The organism is Streptomyces sp. WP-1 (assembly GCF_030450125.1).
GTDB classification, from domain to species: domain Bacteria; phylum Actinomycetota; class Actinomycetes; order Streptomycetales; family Streptomycetaceae; genus Streptomyces; species Streptomyces incarnatus.
The window spans coordinates 2,986,473-3,003,922 of sequence record NZ_CP123923.1; the positions used below are offsets into that span (position 1 = coordinate 2,986,473).

Sequence of the window (17,450 nt, forward strand, 5' to 3'; positions counted from 1 at the left end):
CGCGCGGGGCGGTGAGCTCCGGGTGAGGTGCGCACGGGCCGCCGGCGCGATACCGCCGACTCTCGAACGTACGGCATGCCACGGACGTCCCGGGAATCACCCGTACGAGGTACAGGTTGCCGCCGACCGCCCCCGATGGCGGAAGCTGTCAGGTGTGACCCGCGTCCGTACCGCCGTCCCACCGGGCCCGCCGCATGTCGAGCCGCGGCAGGTGACCCGCGGCACTTTTGCCCGCCTCGCGCAACGGTGTGCCCTCGGCCCGGTAGTGCGCCAGCGCGCGCAGCTCGTGGCCCGGCAGCAGCGCCCCGTCGGAGCGTACGACGCGCCACCACGGCACGGCGCCGCCGTACAGGGACATCACCCGGCCGACCTGGCGCGGGCCGCCGTCCTCCAGCCACTCGGCGACATCGCCGTACGTCATGACCCGTCCGGGCGGGATCAGCTCGGCGACCTCCAGGACCCGCTCGGCGTACTCGGGCAGGTCGTCCGGGTGCGTGTCGCGGGGCTCCGCGCCGGGGCTCTGCTCGCTCATTCGCCCCATCCTGCCGCACCCGGCCGACATCGCGGAGCCCGGTGGAGCGAACGTTCCTCTCGCCCCCGGGCGGCGCTTCCGGCAGACTGTGCGACCGCACATCGACACCCTGGCGCCCGCGTGTGTCGGTGGGACATGCCACCATCGTGCGGGCGGTGACCGGTGATACGAGACCAAGAAGAGATCATGAAACAGCAGGGAGTGCACCCCGAGGGCGGGTCGGGCACCCCTGACGCCGGCGCGCGCCCGGACACCGGCCGTACCGGCGAGGGCGGCCAGGACGCCCACCGGGATCCGCACCCCGCGGACACGGAACGCACCACGGCGGAACACGCCGAGGGGGAACGCACCGAGGGGGCGCACATCCCGCAGAACCCGCCGACCGACCGGAGCGGCTCCCCAGGCGACGCGGGAGACGCGGGAGACGCGGACGACCGCGATCCGCACGGCGATCCGCACACGGAACCGCACGCCGGCCACCCGGACCCGGACCACCAGGAGCCCGTGGAGGGCGACGAACCGCTGCTCCCCGCCCGGGTGCACCGGCCATCCGATCTGATGCGGCTCCTGGTCGGGCTGCTCGCCATCGTGGTGCTGCTGGCCGTCGCCGCGTTCGCGCACGGCACCACCTCCGGCCTCGAACAGGACATCAACAAGGGCACCGGGCAGGCCCCCGATCTGCTGATCAGATTCGCGGGGCTGGCCTCCAGCATCGCGATCCTGCTGGTCCCGGTCGCCTTCGCGATCGAACGGCTGATCAAACGGGACGGGCTGCGCATCGCCGACGGCGTCCTGGCCGCCGTCCTCGCCCACGGGGTGACACTCGCCACCGACCTGTGGGTCGCGCGGGCCGCCCCCGGCTCGATCCAGGACGCGCTGACCCAGCCCTCGCCGGTCGACGTGCACGCCCTGACCGACCCGGTGCACGGCTATCTGGCGCCCGTCATCGCCTATATGACGGCCGTCGGCATGTCCCGCAGACCCCGCTGGCGCTCGGTGCTGTGGATCGTGCTGCTGCTCGACGCGTTCTCCATGCTGGTCACCGGCTACACGACCGCCTTCTCCATCGTCCTGACCGTGCTGATCGGCTGGTCGGTGGCCTACGGCACGCTGTACGCGGTCGGCTCGCCCAATGTCCGCCCCACCGGCCAGACCCTGCTGGCGGGCCTGCGGCACGTCGGCTTCCGCCCGGTCGGCGCGGCCCGCGAGGAGGTCGTGGAGAGCGAGAACGGCGACCGGGGCCGGCGCTATTTCGTCACCCTGGAGGACGGCCCGCCGCTGGACGTCACGGTCGTGGACCGGGAACAGCAGGCCCAGGGCTTCTTCTACCGGGCGTGGCGCAACCTCACCCTGCGCGGCTTCGCCACCCGCTCCAGCCTCCAGTCGCTGCGCCAGGCGCTGGAGCAGGAGGCGCTGCTGGCCTACGCGGCGATCGCGGCGGGCGCCAACGCGCCGAAGCTGATCGCCACCTCCGAGCTGGGCCCGGACGCCGTGATGCTGGTCTACGAGCACACCGGCGGGCGCACGCTGGACGCGCTGGCCGACGAGGAGATCACCGACGATCTGCTGCGCAGCGCCTGGTCGCAGGTGCGCGCCCTCCAGTCGCGGCGCATCGCGCACCGCAGGCTGGCCGGGGACGCGATCCTGGTGGACCCGGCCGGCAAGGTGATCCTGGCGGAGCTGCGCGGCGGCGAGATCGCGGCCGGTGAGCTGCTGCTGCGCATGGACGTGGCCCAGCTGCTGACCACGCTGGGCCTGCGGGTCGGCGCGGAGCGCGCGGTGGCCTCGGCGGTCGAGGTGCTCGGGCCCGACGCGGTGGCCGACTGCCTGCCGATGCTCCAGCCGATCGCGCTCACCCGTTCCACCCGCAACACGCTGCGCCGGCTGGGCCGCGAGCGTGCCCAGCGGGAGCGGGAGGCGGTCCTGGAGGCGTCCCACCAGGCCAAGCTGGCCCGGCTGCGGGAGGCTGCGGAGGCGGACGGGACGGCCCTCGCCGAGGGCGCCGACGCCGAGGAGCGGCTCGACAGGCTCAGCAGACTCGACAAGTCCAGTAAGCCCAACAAGTCCGAAAAGAAGGTCGAACGGGCGGAGCAGCGGGCCGAGCGGCGGGCGATCGACGAGGCCATGGAGGAGGCCCGCGAGGAGGATCTGCTCACCCAGATCCGGCATCAGGTGCTGCGGATCAGGCCGCAGGCCCCGGTGCAGCCGGCCCGCCTGGAGCGGGTGCGGCCGCGCACGCTGATCAGCTTCATCGCGGGTGCGATCGGCGCGTACTTCCTGCTGACGCAGCTCACCCACATCCAGTTCGGCACGCTGTTCTCGCAGGCCCAGTGGGGCTGGGTGATCGCGGCGGCGCTGTTCTCGGCGGTCAGCTATGTGGCGGCGGCGATGTCGCTGCTGGGCTTCGTGCCGGAGCGGGTGCCGTTCCCGCGCACGGTGGCGGCGCAGGTCGCCGGATCGTTCGTGAAGATCGTGGCCCCGGCGGCGGTCGGCGGTGTGGCGCTGAACACGCGCTTTCTCCAGCGCGCGGGCGTGCGCCCGGGGCTCGCGGTGGCGAGTGTCGGCGCCTCGCAGCTGTTCGGGCTGGGCTGCCACATCCTGATGCTGCTGTCCTTCGGCTATCTGACCGGCACCGAGAAGACGCCGACGCTGTCGCCGTCCCGGACGGTGATCGCGGGTCTGCTGACCGTCGCGGTGCTGGTGCTGGTGGTGACCTCGGTGCCGTTCCTGCGGAAATTCGTGGTCACCCGGGTCAGGTCGCTGTTCGCCGGGGTCGTGCCGCGCATGCTCGATGTGCTCCAGCGGCCGCAGAAGCTGGTCACCGGCATCGGCGGCATGCTGCTGCTGACGGCCTGCTTCGTCATGTGCCTGGACGCCTCCGTGCGGGCCTTCGGTGACGGCACCACCTCGCTGAGCATCGCGAGCATCGCGGTCGTCTTCCTCGCGGGCAACGCGCTCGGCTCGGCGGCGCCCACCCCCGGCGGTGTGGGCGCGGTCGAGGCCAGCCTCACGCTCGGCCTGATCGCCTTCGGCCTGCCCAAGGAGGTCGCGGCCCCCGCCGTACTGCTGTTCCGGCTGATGACGCTGTGGCTGCCGGTGCTGCCGGGGTGGCTGGCGTTCAACCACCTGACCCGTAAGGGAGCCCTGTAGGTCCCCGGCCGACCCGGTCGGGAGATCTGCGGGTCCCCGCGGATCCCCTACGGGAGCCCTGCGGGGGCGGCCCCGAAAGGCCGTACCTCGTACGGCCCGTGCCCCGCGCGGCCCGGCGTGCGGGCCCGCAGGATGGGGGCATGGCCTCTCCCTTCCGGCTGCGAGCCGCCGCTCCCCCCTGGCCGCGTGCCACCGCCCTGACGACGGCCGCCGTGCTGCTGGCCGCCCTGCTGGCCGGTTGCGGCGACGACGATGTCAGCACCGGCGCCACCGCGTCCCTCGCGTCCCTGACGACGCAGACGCTGGACTGGACGGCCTGCCCGGCCCCGGACGAGGCGGAGGGCGGCGGGAGCGCGCCGTCGCCGCTGCCGAACGGCGCCACCTGGGAGTGCGCCACCCTGCGGGCGCCCCTGGACTGGAGCAGGCCGCAGGGGTCCACCATCGGCATCTCGCTGATCCGGGCCAAGGCCAGCGGGCCCGCGAGCGAGCGGCTCGGCTCGCTCGTCTTCAACTTCGGCGGCCCCGGCGGCAGCGGCGTCACCGCGCTGCCCGCGTTCGCGCAGGACTACGCGACCCTGCGCACCCGCTACGACCTGGTCAGCTTCGATCCGCGCGGAGTGGGCCGCAGCGCACCGGTGACCTGCAAGACCGACGCCCAGCTCGACACGTTCTTCCAGCAGGACGCGACCCCGGACAACGCGGCCGAGCGCGCCCAACTCGTCCGGCGCACCCGGAACTTCAACGCGGGCTGCGAGAGCAGGTCCGGGGAAGTTCTGCCGCATGTGCGCACCACCGACGCGGCCCGTGACATCGACCTGATGCGGCGGGTGCTCGGCGACAGCAAGCTGCACTACTTCGGCATCTCGTACGGCACCGAACTCGGCGGCGTGTACGCCCACTTGTTCCCCACGCACGTCGGACGGGCCGTGTTCGACGGGGTGGTGGACCCCACGCAGAATCCCGAGCAGAGCGCGCTCGGCCAGGCGAAGGGCTTCCAGCTGGCGCTCGGCAACTTCGCCGAGGACTGCGTCTCCAAGCCGGAGGGCTGTCCGCTCGGGGACACCCGGCAGGACGTCGAGAACCGCATCGCGAAGCTCCTGGCCGACCTGGACAAGAAGCCGATCCCGGGGATCGCCCCGCGCCTGCTCACCCAGACCGCGGCGACCAACGGCATCGCGCAGTCCCTGTACTCCAAGGACTTCTGGGAGTACCTCACCGAGGGCCTGGAGCAGGCGTACGACGGTGACGGCAAGGTCCTGATGGTGCTGTCCGACGCGATGAACGGCCGGGACGAGAACGGCCACTACAGCAACATCACCCCGGCGAACGTGGCGATCAACTGCGCCGACGAGAAGCCCCGTTACACGGTCGCCGACGTCCAGCGCGTGCTCCCCGAGTTCCGCGCCGCCTCGCCGCTGTTCGGGGACTTCCTGGCCTGGGGCATGATCGGCTGCACCGACTGGGCCGTGCCGGGCGCCGCCTACCACCCCGACGTCAGCGCCCCCGGTTCGGCGCCGATCCTGGTCGTCGGCAACACGGGCGACCCGGCCACCCCCTACGAGGGCGCGCGGCGGATGGCGGAGGCGCTCGGCAAGGGCGTCGGCGTCCAGCTGACGTTCAAGGGCCAGGGGCACGGCGCGTACGACAGCAAGGACCCGTGTGTGCAGAGCAAGGTGAACGCCTACCTGCTCCACGGGACGATCCCGAAGGCGGGCGCGGTCTGCGGCTGAGCCGCGCGCGACCCGGCCCGGAGGGGAAAACCCCTCCGGGCCGGACGCCGTACGCGTCCCCGCCGGATCACACCGTGCCGAGCGCGGTGCGCAGGACGGCGATGGCCTGGGCGATGGCGGCACCGGCGGCGTGGGTCCCGCGCAGCGCGTCGAGCATCACGAAGTCGTGGATGATGCCCTGGTAGCGCACGGCGGTCACCGGTACCCCGGCGGCCCGGAGCCGGGCGGCGTAGGCCTCGCCCTCGTCCCGCAGCACATCGGCCTCACCGGTGATGACCAGCGCCGGGGGCAGTCCGGTGAGCTGCTCGGTGGTGGCGCGCAGCGGCGACGCGGTGATCTCGGCGCGCTGCTTCTCGTCGGTCGTGTACTGGTCCCAGAACCACCGCATGGCGTCGCGGCGCAGGAAGTAGCCCTCGGCGAACCGGTGGTACGACGGGGTGTCGAAGGACGCGTCGGTGACCGGGTAGAACAGCACCTGCTGGACCAGCGGGACGTCGCCGCGCTCCTTGGCCATCAGGGTGAGCGCGGCCGACATGTTGCCGCCGACGGAGTCACCGGCGACCGCGATCCTGGCGGCGTCCAGGCCGTGTGCGGCGCCCTCGCGGACGACCCACTGGGCGACGGCGTAGTTCTGCTCGACGGCGACCGGGTAGCGGGCCTCGGGCGAGAGGTCGTACTCGGGGAAGACGACGGCCGCGCGGGCGCCGACGGCCAGTTCGCGGACCAGGCGGTCGTGGGTGTGGGCGTTGCCGAACACCCAGCCGGCGCCGTGGATGTAGACGATCACCGGCAGGGTGCCGGTGGCCCCGGCTGGGCGGACGATCCGGGCGCGGACGGAACCGGTGGGCCCGCCCTGCACATTCACCCACTCCTCGTCGACGGCCGGCTTCTCGATCTTCCCGGACTGCACCTCGTCCACGGCCTTGCGGCCCTCGACCGGGCCGAGGTCGAAGAGGTACGGCGGGTTCGCGGTGGCCTCGGCGAAGGCGGCGGCGGCCGGCTCCAGCACCGGACGGGCCGCGGTCCCGGTGATTCCGGCGGTCTCGGTGATCTCGGTGATCTCGGACATGAGGAGCTCCTGACGGGTCGGGCCGGCGACCGGATCGTCCGGCCGGCGGGTACGACAAGGAAGGTACCGCCCGATTAGATCGTGCGCAACTAAGTTGTGCACGATCTAATTGCGATCGATGGGCCACTGCTAAAATGGGACTTTTCATCCGTCCGAGGGAGGACGCCCGCCATGGACCAGGTCACGCAGCCCGAGCCGGCCATCCCCGCACCGGGCTCGCTCCTGCTCCAGGACCAGCTGTGCTTCGCCCTGTACGCGGCCTCGCGCGCGGTCACCGCGCGCTACCGGCCCCTGCTGGACGAACTGGGCCTGACCTATCCGCAGTACCTGGTGATGCTGGCCCTCTGGGAGCGGGACGCGCTCTCCGTCAGCGACCTGGGCGGCGCGCTCCAGCTGGAGTCGAGCACGCTCTCCCCGCTGCTCAAGCGGCTGGAGGCGGCCGGTCTCGTGCGCCGCGAGCGCCGCCCCCACGACGAGCGCTCCGTCACCGTCCGCCTCACCGGGTCCGGCACCGCCCTGCGCGACAGGGCCCGGTCGGTCCCCCTGGCCATCGGCGGCGCCATGGGGCTCACCCCCGAACAGGACGCCATGGCCAGACAGCTGCTCCGGCTGCTCACGACGAACGTGACGGCCGAATAGACGAGAGGGACGGCCGGGCGACGCAGAAGCCCGCGGCCCCGAACTCGTGTTCAGGGCCGCGGGCTTCCCGACGAAGGCGGCGGCCGGTCAGTAGACCGGCTTGTGCGGCTCGATCTGGTTGACCCAGCCGATGACACCGCCGCCGACATGGACGGCGTCGGCGAAGCCGGCGGACTTCAGGACCGCGAGGACTTCCGCACTGCGGACACCCGTCTTGCAGTGCAGGACGATCCGCTTGTCGTGGGGCAGCGACTCCAGGGCGGTGCCCATGAGGAACTCGTTCTTCGGGATCAGCGTGGCGCCCGGGATGGAGACGATCTCGTACTCGTTCGGCTCGCGGACGTCGATGATCTCGATGTTCTCGCCGTCGTCGATCCACTCCTTGAGCTGCTTGGGAGTGATCGTCGAACCGGCGGCCGCCTCCTGGGCCTCCTCGGAGACGACGCCGCAGAAGGCCTCGTAGTCGATGAGCTCGGTGACGGTCGGGTTCTCGCCGCAGACCGCGCAGTTCGGGTCCTTGCGGATCTTGACCTGGCGGTACTGCATCTCCAGGGCGTCGTAGATCATCAGCCGGCCGACCAGCGGGTCGCCGATGCCCGCGAGGAGCTTGATGGCCTCGTTGACCTGGATGGAGCCGATCGACGCGCACAGCACGCCGAGCACACCGCCCTCGGCGCAGGAGGGGACCATGCCCGGGGGCGGGGGCTCCGGGTAGAGGCAGCGGTAGCAGGGGCCGTGCTCGGACCAGAAGACCGAGGCCTGGCCGTCGAAGCGGTAGATCGAACCCCAGACGTACGGCTTGTTCAGCAGCACACAGGCGTCGTTGACCAGGTAGCGGGTGGCGAAGTTGTCCGTGCCGTCCACGATCAGGTCGTACTGGCTGAAAATGTCCATCACGTTCTCGGCTTCGAGCCGCTCCTCGTGAAGGACCACGTTCACATAGGGGTTGATGCCCTTGACGGTGTCGCGCGCGGACTCGGCCTTGGAGCGGCCGATGTCGGACTGGCTGTGGATGATCTGGCGCTGCAGGTTCGACTCGTCGACCTCGTCGAACTCCACGATGCCGAGCGTGCCGACGCCCGCCGCCGCCAGGTACATCAGCGCGGGCGAGCCCAGTCCGCCGGCGCCCACGCACAGCACCTTGGCGTTCTTCAGCCGCTTCTGCCCGTCCATGCCCACATCGGGGATGATCAGGTGGCGGGAGTACCTGCGGACCTCGTCTACGGTGAGCTCGGAAGCCGGCTCGACCAGGGGTGGCAGCGACACGGGGACTCCGTTGGTCGGTCGATCACTACATTTGTTCTCCTGGTAACACTGCCACGCCCTTCTTCATTCCGAGACACCTGTTCCGAGGCGCGAGACGATGTCGTCCCAGTAGCCGGGCATCGCCTCCCAGGGGTCCCCGGAACCACGGCCTCCGGTGCGGTCCGTGAAGTAGATCGTGGCCGCGCCCTGCCAGCGCGCGACGCGCAGCGCCTCCTCCAGATGCCCGCGCGGCACGCTGTGCACGAAGTGGCAGAACCGCTCGGGCGGATGGTCGGCCGTCCACTCCGCGACCTGCGACCAGCGGTAGTCGGACCAGGAGCCCGCGAAGGTCACCAGCTGGTCGGCGTGCTCGGCGTAGCCCGGGTGCGGGTGGGTGCCGTGGCCGAGGACGAGATGGGCGGTGCCGGTGATCGTCCGCAGGTCCGCGAGCACCCGGCGGACCCCGTCGAGTTCGGCGCGGCCGATGGGGCAGCGGTCGAGGAGGAAGCCGTCGACCCGGTACCAGTCGAGGTAGCGGTGGGCGTCGCGGACCAGGTCGGCGTGGGCGCGGACGCCCTGCGCGAGGTCGAGGCGGCCGAGGACGCGCGTCCCCGCGTGGTGCAGCGCCTGCGCCGCCGTCAGGCAGTGCGGATCGGGGCGGGCGCCGGGGCCGCCGGCCACGTCGAGGGCCACCCAGTCCAGCGGGGTGCCGGGGCGGGCGAGCGCGGCCCACTGGGCGGGGGCGACGAGGGGGTGGGCGTAGCCGGGGACGCCGATGGCGGTGCGTACGGCGGTGCCGGTGGCGCCCGCCGTGCCCTCGGTACCGCCGGTGCTGGTCAGATGCGGCACGCCGCCTCCATCCAGATGTCGGCCAGGGACTCTTCGAGGCCGATGCGCGGCCGCCAGCCGAGCCGGTCGCGCGCGGTGCGCACATCGGCCTGCTGCCAGCTGCCGCAGCCGTCCGGGTAGGGGAAGGCGGCCGGTGCGGTGTGCTCCGTCTCGGCCCGGGGGTGGCCGAGGCCGCCGCGCAACGCGCCGGGCGGGGCGTCGAGTTCGTGCAGCGCGCCGCCGTAGCCGGCCACCCGGGCGAGGGTCCCGGCGGCGTCCCGCAGCCGTACGGCGCGGCCCGAGCCGATGTTGATGACGCCCTGCGCGGCGGAGAGCGAGGCGGCGTGCACGGCGCGGGCGACATCGCGTACGTCCACGAAGTCGCGCTGCACCCCGAGTCCGGCGAGCTTCAGCTCTCCGTCGCCCGACTGCATCGCGCGGCGCATCGCCTCGGCGAGCCGGCCGAGCGGGGAGCCGGCCGGGGTACCGGGGCCGCAGGGCGAGAAGACGCGCAGCACGACGGCGTCCAGGCCGGAGCCGAGGACGAGTTCGGTGGCGGCGAGCTTGCTGACGCCGTAGGGGCCGCCGGGCCGCGGTACGGCGTCCTCGGCCGTGGACGAGCCGGGCTGGCTGGGGCCGTACTCCGCGCCGCAGCCGATCTGCACCAGCCGCGCGCCGCAGCCGCTGCGCCGCAGTGCCTCGCACACCGTGGCCACGGCGACGGTGTTGTGCCGGGTCAGCTCGCGGGCGCCGCCACGGGTGGCGCCGGCGCAGTTGATGACGACCCCGGGGTGCACCGCCCCCAGGAACCGGGTGAGCGCGCCGGGGCTGCCGGTGGCGAGGTCGAACCGGACGTCCGCGTCGTCGCCCCGCCCGAGCGCGGTGAGCTGTACGGCGGGGTCGGCGAGCAGCCGCTCCGCCACGAACCGGCCGAGGTAACCATTGGCTCCGATCAGCAGGACCCTCATCGGGCGGCTCCCTGGGTGAGGGCTTCGGGGGCTCCCTGGTGGGAGGTGGACATCTGGAGGTCTCCTTCAACGGGGTGGTGCTGTTGGTTCGGGGGGCGGCGCGAGCCAGTGCTCACTCGGGTGCTCCGGTGGGGGCGTGGGCGGAGGCACGGGTGAGGGTGCGGCCGGCGTGCAGCAGCAGGGCCAGGGCGGCGGTGCCGCAGGCGAGGGCCGGTACGGCGGGCTCGCCCACGGTGTCCGTGAGGGTCCGCACGGGCAGCGCGAGCAGGTGGCAGTGCGGCAGCCGCCCGGCGAGGGGCAGCGCGAGGGCCAGCGCCTCGGTGACCGCGGCGGTGCCGAGGACGAGGGCGGGCGCGCGCCGGTGCCGGTGCGCGATGAGCAGGCGGGCGAGCAGGAGCAGGGCGCCGAGGGTGAGCGCCTGCGGGTAGGCCGCGGGTTCGCCGAGGACCTTTCCGCACGCCAGGAGCAGCGCGGCGAGCGCGCCGAGGAACAGGACGAAGGTGCCGAGCAGCAGGGGCCGGGCGGCAGCCGTGAAGTCCCCGAGGCCCCGGCTGCCCGCGAGTCCGCGCCGGGCGCCCGCGGCGAGGAGGTGCGCGCACCAGGCCGCCGGCGCGAGGGCCAGGGCGAGGGCGAGCGCGGGCGCGGTGGTGGTGGGCCAGGCGCCGCCGGGTGCGCCGTCGGGGAGCCCGTCGGGGCCGCCGGTGAGCACGTCGTGCAGCAGGCCGTCGCCGAACAGCGCGTATCCGAGCAGCCAGAGGGTCCAGGCGACGAGGGATCCCTGCCAGGGGCGGGGGCGGCGGGGCCCGGTGCGCACGGCCAGGGGTCCGGTGCGCAGCGCCGCGCGGGTCGTGAGGGCTACGACGGCGAGCCCGGCCACGGCCACGAGCAGCCGCGGCTGGCCCTGGGTGACGCGCATCCCGGCCACGGTGCCCGCAGCGGCGATCCCCGGCAGCGGGCTCAGCAGCGCCCATGCCGCCCTGACCCGGGGCACGGGCAGGGCAGGATTCGGCACCGCCCTGATCTCCCCGGTCCGCGGCACGCGCGCGTACAACTCCTCGGCCAGGGAGAAGACATCCCGGTGCCGGAAGCGTGCCGCCGTCCGATCGGTGATCCCCTGCGCCTCCAGCCCGGCCGCGATCTCCAGGGCGTCGACGGCCTGCTCGCACAGGTCACGGTGCCGGTGGAGCAACGCCTTGACGGGGTCACCGGAGGGCCGGCGGGGGGCGGCTCTGCGGTCGGGGACGGGCATGGGGGGCGGTGGCCAGCTCGCGGGGGCGGGCGGATCGCCGACGGGGGCCGCGGGCGTACGGGGCTCACCGGCACGGGACTTGGAGAGAAGCACCCCGGACCCGGCGGCGATCGGGGCGTCCGGCCACTCCAGGGAGGCGCCGCCCGCACGCGCGGACACTTCGACCGAACCAGGCACGTCAGAGGGCGAGTTGACGAGAGGCACGCCGGCAGCGGACACGGAGGGCATGTCCTCCGAGACGTCCCGCCAGCTCACGGAAGCCTCGCCTCCGTGCGGCCCCTCGGTGGGGGCGGCCCGATCCACCCCGTCCCCGGCACCCGCCCCGGCCTCCGGCTTCGGCCACTCCCCCGCTCCCGGAGCCGCTCCGGTCGAGGGCCGCTCCCCCACTCCCGGGGCCACTCCGATCGAGGGCCGCTCCCCCGGCCCCGTGCCCCTCTCGGTCGACCCCGCTCCCCACGGCACCCCTCCACTCGGCATTCTCGGTGTGTCGCTCATCGGGCTGGCTCCGTGGTCGGGAGGGCCCAGGTGGGGGTGGCGGGCCAGTGGGCGGGGACGTGGGATTCGGCGGGGGCGGCGAAGGGCAGCGGCGCGCCGGACGCGTCGAGGAGGTCGCGGCGGACCGGGCAGTGCGAGACGATCTCCAGGTAGATGCCGTGGAACGCCGCGATGTTCTGCTCGACGGTGAACAGCTCCAGCGCCCGGGCGCGCGCCGCCGCACCGAGCCGCGCACGGCGCTCGGGGTCGCGCAACAGCGCCAGGCACGCATCGGCGAGCGCCCGCGGATTGCGCGGGGGCACGACCAGCCCCGTACCGCCGATCACCTCGACCACCGCGCCGGCGTCCGTCGAAACGGTCGCCCGGCCGCAGAACATGGCCTCGATGAGCCCGGTGGGGAACCCCTCCACCACGCTGGAGAGCACGACGACGGCACCGGAGGCGTACACCTCGGGCAGCGTGGGGGCGTCCGGGCTGCCGATCTCGTCGAAGGAGACCGGGTTGCAGCCGACCGCGTGCGCCCCCTCCGCCTCGTCCGGGAAGAGCTGCGCGGCGAGCGCCTGGCAGTGCCCGAGATACGCCGCCCCCTCGGATCCGCCCGGCGAGCCGACGATCCGCAGCCGTGCCCCGGGCTCCCGCCTGCGCACCTCGGCGAAGGCGTGCAGCAGGGAGACGAGGTCCTTGGCGGGTTCGACGCGCCCGACCCAGACCAGGGTGTCCGCGTCCGCGCGCTCCGGTGACTCGCCGGCCTCGGTGAAGCCGTCGGCCGCCATGCCCGGGTACACGGTGCGGATCCTGGCCCGGTCCGCCCCGCACCGCTCCTGCCAGCGGCGGGCGTGCGCGTTGCCCGGGGTGAGGATCTCGGCGCGCCGGTAGATCTCGGTGGCGAGCCGCCCGTGGAACGCGGCGAGCAGGGCGCGCACCGCGGGCGCCGTACCGGGCCCCCGGTCCAGGTACTGGGCGCGCAGATGGACGCCGTACTCGGTGACCAGCAGGGGCACCCCGCAGAAGTGCCGGGCGAGCAGCCCGGGGAGGGCGGCGGGACCGCCGGACGTGGCGTGGCAGAGGTCGGCCGCGCCGAGCGCGTCCTCGCCGTACCAGTCGAGGGAGAGGGGGCGCAGGGCGCGTTCGAGGTGGCCGGTGACGGTGAGCAGGTCGGCCACGCGCGCCTCGCGCGCCGTGCGCGGCGCGCCGGGCGCGCGGCAGGCGCGCTCCAGGGTGCGGACGGCGAGGTCGGAGCGGAGCGCCGCGCCGAGTCCGCCGGCCTCGCGGGCGAGTTCGGCGAGCCCGTACAGGGCGTTGGCGAAACGGTCCGCCACGGCACCGGAGGCGCTGTGGTCGGCGGCCGTACCCCCGCCGCCGTCCGCCGCCGTGCACATCGCGGCGGCCAGTTCGCCGTAGTGCTCGGTGAAGCGCCGGCGCGCGCGCCGTCCGTACCCGACCGCCCCGCCGGCGACCTCGGCCGTCCACAGCGGTGCCGTGCGGACCCGGGTCACCTGGGGCGGGAGCGGGAGCAGTCCCTGTTCCTCCTGGTGCCTGCTGCGGCTGAGCGCGTAGAGGTCGAACTCGTGCTGCCCGAGCCCGCGCACCAGCCGGTCGCACCAGAGGCCGGCGTCGCCGCTCGCATACGGATAGCCGCCTTCCGTCAGCAGTCCCGTGCGCACGCGTGCACCCCCGATCTTCCTCCTGGTCGGCCGCCGTTGGTCCCGGCGGCTCACAGCGGGACGAAGGTAAGCGGACAAGAGGGTGGCGCGACGGACGGTTGTCCGTCGCGCCACCAAAAGGGGTGAACGCGCGTAACTTTCTCGTGCGGATCGCGTTTTGTCGCGCTAGGCGTTCACGCGGGTACGGGACGTCACGCCGGGCGTGCCGTACGGCGGGCCGTCAGGCCGCCGCCGGTTCGCCGCGCGCGGCCCGGCGCCGGGCCGCCAGCTCCGGATCGAGGGCGGGTACGGCGGCCAGCAGCTGCCGGGTGTACTCCTCGCGCGGGTTGTCGTAGACCTCGTCGGCGGGGCCGTACTCGATCAGCCGGCCCCGGCGCATCACCGCGAGCCGGTCGCTGACCTGGCGGACGACGGCGAGGTCGTGCGCGATGAAGACCAGCGCGAGGCCGAGTTCCCGCTGCAACTCGCCGAGCAGGGCGACCACCTGGGCCTGGGTGGTGACGTCGAGCGCGGAGACGGGTTCGTCGCAGACGATGACGCGCGGGTCGGCGGCCAGCGCGCGGGCGATGCCGATGCGCTGGCGCTGGCCCCCGCTGAACTCGTGCGGGTAGCGGTCGTAATGCGCCCCTTCGAGCCCCACGCGCTCCAGCAGTTCCGTCACCCGCCCCCTGATCCGCTCCTCGGTCCCCGCGCCCTTCTCGCCCCGGGCGCGCAGCGGGTCGGCGATGGACTCGCCCACGCTGCGGCGGGGGTTGAGGGAGGAGACGGGGTCCTGGAAGACCATCTGGACGGCCGGGTTCACCCCGGTGTGCGGCTCGCCCGCGTAGCGGATCCGGCCCGCGGTGGGGTCCAGCAGGCCGACCAGCATCCGGCCGAGGGTGGTCTTGCCGCTGCCGCTCTCGCCGACGACGCCGAGGGTCTCGCCCCTGCGCACGGTCAGCGAGACGTCGTCCACGGCCGCGAACGCCCGCTTGCCGCGCCCGAACTCGCGCCGCAGACCGGTGGCCTCCAGGACCACCTCGCCGGTGGCCGGGGCGCCGGTGCGGCGGGTCTCCACGCGCGGGACGGCGTCGAGGAGTTCGCGGGTGTACGACTTGCGGGGCGCCGCGAGGACCGTCCCGACGGGACCGTGCTCGACGGCCCGGCCGTGCCGCATGACCAGTACCTCGTCGACGCTCTCGGCGGCCACGCCCACGTCGTGGGTGACCAGCAGCAGACCCATGCCGGTCTCCGTGCGCAGGGTGTGCAGCAGGTCCAGGATCTGGGCCTGCACGGTGACGTCGAGCGCGGTGGTGGGCTCGTCGGCGATCAGCAGTTCGGGCTCACAGGCGAGCGCCATGGCGATGAGCGCGCGCTGGCGCATGCCGCCGCTGAACTCGTGCGGGCGCGAGCGGGCGCGCCGGGCGGCGTCCGGGATGCCCACCCGGTCCAGGACCTCGACGGCACGCGCGCGGGCGGCGCGGCGCGTGGCGCGGGTGTGCACCCGGTACACCTCGGCGATCTGGTCGCCGATGGCGTAGTAGGGGTCGAGCGAGGACAGCGGGTCCTGGAAGACCATGGCGGCCCTGGCCCCGCGCAGCCGCCGCAGCTCCTGCTCGGTGGCCGCCTGGACGTCGGTGCCGGCAACGCGCACGGTGCCGCCGACCCGGGCGCCGGTGCCGCGGTGCAGGCCCAGCAGGGCGCCCGCGACCGTGGACTTGCCGGAGCCGGACTCGCCGACCAGGGCCAGCGCGCCGCCCTCGGCCAGGCTGAAGGAGAGCCCGTCGACGGCCCGCAGCGCGCCGAACTCGACGCTCAGGCCGGACACTTCCACGAGGCTCATGCGAGCACCACCCGTCGGTCGGCCACCGCGTACAGCACGTCCGCGACGGCGTTGGCGAGCACCACGAAGAACGCGATGACGAGGACCATGCCGACGACCACCGGCAGGTCGACGACCTTCACCGCGTGCACCAGTTCCTGGCCGATGCCGGGCAGCCCGAACAGGGTCTCGGTGAGGACGGCGCCGCCGACGGCGGAGCCGACGTTGTTGGCGTTGAGCGCGATGACCGGGGCGAACGCGCCGCGCAGGGCGTGCCGTCCGACGATGGCCCGCTCGCCGACGCCGTACGCCCGGAAGGTCCGCACGTGGTCCTCGGCGAGGGTCTCCAGCATCGCGGCGCGGGTCAGCCGGGCGAAGGTCGCGGCCTCGATCAGGGCCAGCGACAGCCAGGGCAGCAGCAGGTTCCAGGCCCACTGCTCGGGGTCGTCGGTGAAGGCGACGTACTCCGGGAAGGGCAGCAGCTGGAGTTCGCCGCAGATGATGATCATCAGCACCAGGCCGATGACGAACACCGGGGTGGCGGTGCCCGCGAGGGTGATCGCGGTGAGCACCCGCTCCGAGACGCGGCCGCGCCGCCAGGCGGAGAGGACGCCGGTGCCGACGCCGAGGGCGAGCCACAGCACCATGCCGCCGAGGACCAGCGAGAGGCTGACCGGGAGCTTGCCCAGGATGATGTCCAGGACCTGCTGTCCGGTCTGGTACGACTGCCCGAGGCAGGGCGCCGCGCAGTGCTCCACGGAGGTGCCGGTGGAGAAGTCCTGGCCGGCGAGGAGGCCCTGGAGGAAGTGCCAGTAGCGCACGTAGAGGGGGTCGCCGAGGTGCAGCTGTTCGGCGACCTGGTGCACCTGGGCGGGCGAGCAGCGCGGGCCGCAGGTGATCTGGGCGACGTTGCCGGGGGTGACGTAGAAGACGACGTAGACGATGACCGAGACGGCGAGCAGGGTGACGACCGCGCCCACGGCCCGGCGCAGCAGGAATCCGCCGAAGCCGCTCATGCGGTCGCCTCCTTCTTGGTCGCGTCCTCGGCCGGCTTGATCGCGTCCTCGGCCGGCTTGATCGCGTCCCCGGCCGTGTCCTTCTCCTTGCGGCCGGTGCCGACCCGCAGCCGGGAGGCGGCGCGGGGGTCGAGCGCGGTGCGCACGCCGTCGCCGAACACGGTGAGGGCGAGGATGGTGACGAACAGGGCGCCGGCCGGCAGCAGCAGGTACTGCGGGGCGGCCTGGTACCAGACGTCGGCGGCGGTGAGCATCTGTCCCCAGGAGGGCGTGGGCGGCTTGACGCCGACGCCGAGGAAGGACAGGGCCGATTCCGCCGAGATGTTCGAGGGCACGAGGAGCGCGGCGTACGTGATGATGGGCGCGGCGAGGCCGGGCAGCAGCTCCCGGTGGGCGATCCGCCAGGTCCGCCAGCCGCTGAGCCGGGCGGCGGAGACGTAGTCGAGGCCCTTCAGGGACAGGGCCTGCGCGCGCACGATCTTCGCGATGCCGCCCCAGCCGATCAGGCCGAGGACGAGGGTGACCAGGACGGGCCGCGGGAAGCTCGCCGGGACGACCGCCAGCAGCGCCAGCGACATGATCATCAGCGGCATGGCGACGATGATGTCCGTGATCCGGCTCAACACTTGATCAATCCATTGATTGCCGAGCGCGGCCGCCACGCCGACGGCCACGCCGATGGCGATCTGGATGACGGTGGCCGCCAGGGCGACGCCGAGCGAGACCCGGGCGCCGTAGACCAGGCGGGCGAACAGGTCGCGGCCGGTCTGGGGTTCGACGCCCAGCCAGTGCTCCGCGCCGATGCCGCCGAGGGAGCCGACCGGCACGCCGCCGCGCGCGGAGTCGATCAGGGACGGGTGATAGGTGAAGGGGTCCTGGCCCTCCAGGGCGGTGAGCAGCGGCGCGAAGAGCGCGACCAGGACGAGCAGCGCGACGACGGCCGCGGCGACCAGGGCGGCGCGCTGCGCCCGCAGCCGCCGCCAGAACCGGCGCGCCCCCGGCGCCGCCGGGACGGAGGTGTCCGTCCCGGCGGCCGGGGTGGCGAGGGGTGACTCGGTCACGGC

Annotated in this window: 13 protein-coding genes; 3 read left to right on the plus strand and 10 right to left on the minus strand. The window is 73.8% G+C overall.

All coding sequences use genetic code 11. The features are described from left to right. Nucleotides 1–148 precede the first annotated feature (148 nt). Nucleotides 149–532 carry an MGMT family protein gene (locus QHG49_RS12680; RefSeq protein WP_167532280.1) on the minus strand — a complete coding sequence of 128 codons (384 nt, stop codon included), beginning with the start codon at nucleotides 530–532 and terminating at the stop codon, nucleotides 149–151. A 186-nt stretch (nucleotides 533–718) separates the two neighbouring features. Here QHG49_RS12680 and QHG49_RS12685 point away from each other — a divergent pair, with 186 nt between their 5' ends. Beyond that, nucleotides 719–3,682, plus strand: a complete 2,964-nt coding sequence (locus QHG49_RS12685; protein ID WP_301489608.1) for a lysylphosphatidylglycerol synthase domain-containing protein — start codon at nucleotides 719–721, stop codon at nucleotides 3,680–3,682. Nucleotides 3,683–3,822: 140 nt separating this feature from the next. Next, nucleotides 3,823–5,412 (plus strand): alpha/beta hydrolase, encoded by a 1,590-nt coding sequence (locus QHG49_RS12690; RefSeq protein WP_301489610.1) that lies wholly within the window; start codon nucleotides 3,823–3,825, stop codon nucleotides 5,410–5,412. 67 nt (nucleotides 5,413–5,479) lie between these two features. Here QHG49_RS12690 and QHG49_RS12695 read toward each other — a convergent pair whose 3' ends face one another. Continuing rightward, nucleotides 5,480–6,481: an alpha/beta hydrolase gene (locus QHG49_RS12695; RefSeq protein WP_301489612.1), complete on the minus strand. Its 1,002-nt coding sequence runs from the start codon at nucleotides 6,479–6,481 to the stop codon at nucleotides 5,480–5,482. 171 nt (nucleotides 6,482–6,652) lie between these two features. On the opposite strand from QHG49_RS12695, the gene QHG49_RS12700 reads away from it, so the two are divergent. After that, nucleotides 6,653–7,120 carry a MarR family winged helix-turn-helix transcriptional regulator gene (locus tag QHG49_RS12700; RefSeq protein WP_159704767.1) on the plus strand — a complete coding sequence of 156 codons (468 nt, stop codon included), beginning with the start codon at nucleotides 6,653–6,655 and terminating at the stop codon, nucleotides 7,118–7,120. An 87-nt stretch (nucleotides 7,121–7,207) separates the two neighbouring features. On the opposite strand, the gene moeZ is transcribed toward QHG49_RS12700, so the two are convergent. The 8 genes from moeZ to QHG49_RS12740 all read right to left on the minus strand — a co-directional run bounded on the left by moeZ (nucleotide 7,208) and on the right by QHG49_RS12740 (nucleotide 17,447). Next, nucleotides 7,208–8,386, minus strand: a complete 1,179-nt coding sequence (gene moeZ / locus QHG49_RS12705; RefSeq protein WP_159704764.1) for an adenylyltransferase/sulfurtransferase MoeZ — start codon at nucleotides 8,384–8,386, stop codon at nucleotides 7,208–7,210. 63 nt (nucleotides 8,387–8,449) lie between these two features. Continuing rightward, nucleotides 8,450–9,214 carry a spherulation-specific family 4 protein gene (locus QHG49_RS12710; protein ID WP_145487172.1) on the minus strand — a complete coding sequence of 255 codons (765 nt, stop codon included), beginning with the start codon at nucleotides 9,212–9,214 and terminating at the stop codon, nucleotides 8,450–8,452. After that, nucleotides 9,202–10,161 (minus strand): NAD(P)-dependent oxidoreductase, encoded by a 960-nt coding sequence (locus QHG49_RS12715; RefSeq protein ID WP_145487171.1) that lies wholly within the window; start codon nucleotides 10,159–10,161, stop codon nucleotides 9,202–9,204. Before QHG49_RS12715 ends, QHG49_RS12710 begins: the two co-directional genes overlap by 13 nt. Nucleotides 10,162–10,273: 112 nt before the next feature. Further along, a complete protein-coding gene (locus QHG49_RS12720; protein WP_370530456.1) occupies nucleotides 10,274–11,569 on the minus strand; it encodes a hypothetical protein in 1,296 nt (431 codons plus the stop codon). 332 nt (nucleotides 11,570–11,901) lie between these two features. Beyond that, the gene (locus tag QHG49_RS12725) at nucleotides 11,902–13,569 is read right to left on the minus strand and encodes a DUF3492 domain-containing protein (RefSeq protein WP_301489620.1); all 1,668 of its coding nucleotides are present in this window, start codon (nucleotides 13,567–13,569) and stop codon (nucleotides 11,902–11,904) included. A gap of 220 nt (nucleotides 13,570–13,789) precedes the next feature. Continuing rightward, nucleotides 13,790–15,391, minus strand: a complete 1,602-nt coding sequence (locus QHG49_RS12730; protein ID WP_145487169.1) for an ABC transporter ATP-binding protein — start codon at nucleotides 15,389–15,391, stop codon at nucleotides 13,790–13,792. Next, nucleotides 15,388–16,386: an ABC transporter permease gene (locus QHG49_RS12735; protein WP_145487168.1), complete on the minus strand. Its 999-nt coding sequence runs from the start codon at nucleotides 16,384–16,386 to the stop codon at nucleotides 15,388–15,390. The genes QHG49_RS12730 and QHG49_RS12735 overlap by 4 nt, the downstream gene beginning before the upstream one ends. Beyond that, nucleotides 16,383–17,447, minus strand: a complete 1,065-nt coding sequence (locus tag QHG49_RS12740; RefSeq protein ID WP_301489624.1) for an ABC transporter permease — start codon at nucleotides 17,445–17,447, stop codon at nucleotides 16,383–16,385. Before QHG49_RS12740 ends, QHG49_RS12735 begins: the two co-directional genes overlap by 4 nt. Nucleotides 17,448–17,450 lie beyond the last annotated feature (3 nt).

Bases quoted from the DNA above. Each gene is read 5' to 3' on its own strand.
- QHG49_RS12680 (WP_167532280.1), bottom strand. From the start codon at position 532: ATGAGCGAGCAGAGCCCCGGCGCGGAGCCCCGCGACACGCACCCGGAC.
- QHG49_RS12685 (WP_301489608.1), top strand. From the start codon at position 719: ATGAAACAGCAGGGAGTGCACCCCGAGGGCGGGTCGGGCACCCCTGAC.
- QHG49_RS12690 (WP_301489610.1), top strand. From the start codon at position 3,823: ATGGCCTCTCCCTTCCGGCTGCGAGCCGCCGCTCCCCCCTGGCCGCGT.
- QHG49_RS12695 (WP_301489612.1), bottom strand. From the start codon at position 6,481: ATGTCCGAGATCACCGAGATCACCGAGACCGCCGGAATCACCGGGACC.
- QHG49_RS12700 (WP_159704767.1), top strand. From the start codon at position 6,653: ATGGACCAGGTCACGCAGCCCGAGCCGGCCATCCCCGCACCGGGCTCG.
- QHG49_RS12715 (WP_145487171.1), bottom strand. From the start codon at position 10,161: ATGAGGGTCCTGCTGATCGGAGCCAATGGTTACCTCGGCCGGTTCGTG.
- QHG49_RS12730 (WP_145487169.1), bottom strand. From the start codon at position 15,391: ATGAGCCTCGTGGAAGTGTCCGGCCTGAGCGTCGAGTTCGGCGCGCTG.
- QHG49_RS12735 (WP_145487168.1), bottom strand. From the start codon at position 16,386: ATGAGCGGCTTCGGCGGATTCCTGCTGCGCCGGGCCGTGGGCGCGGTC.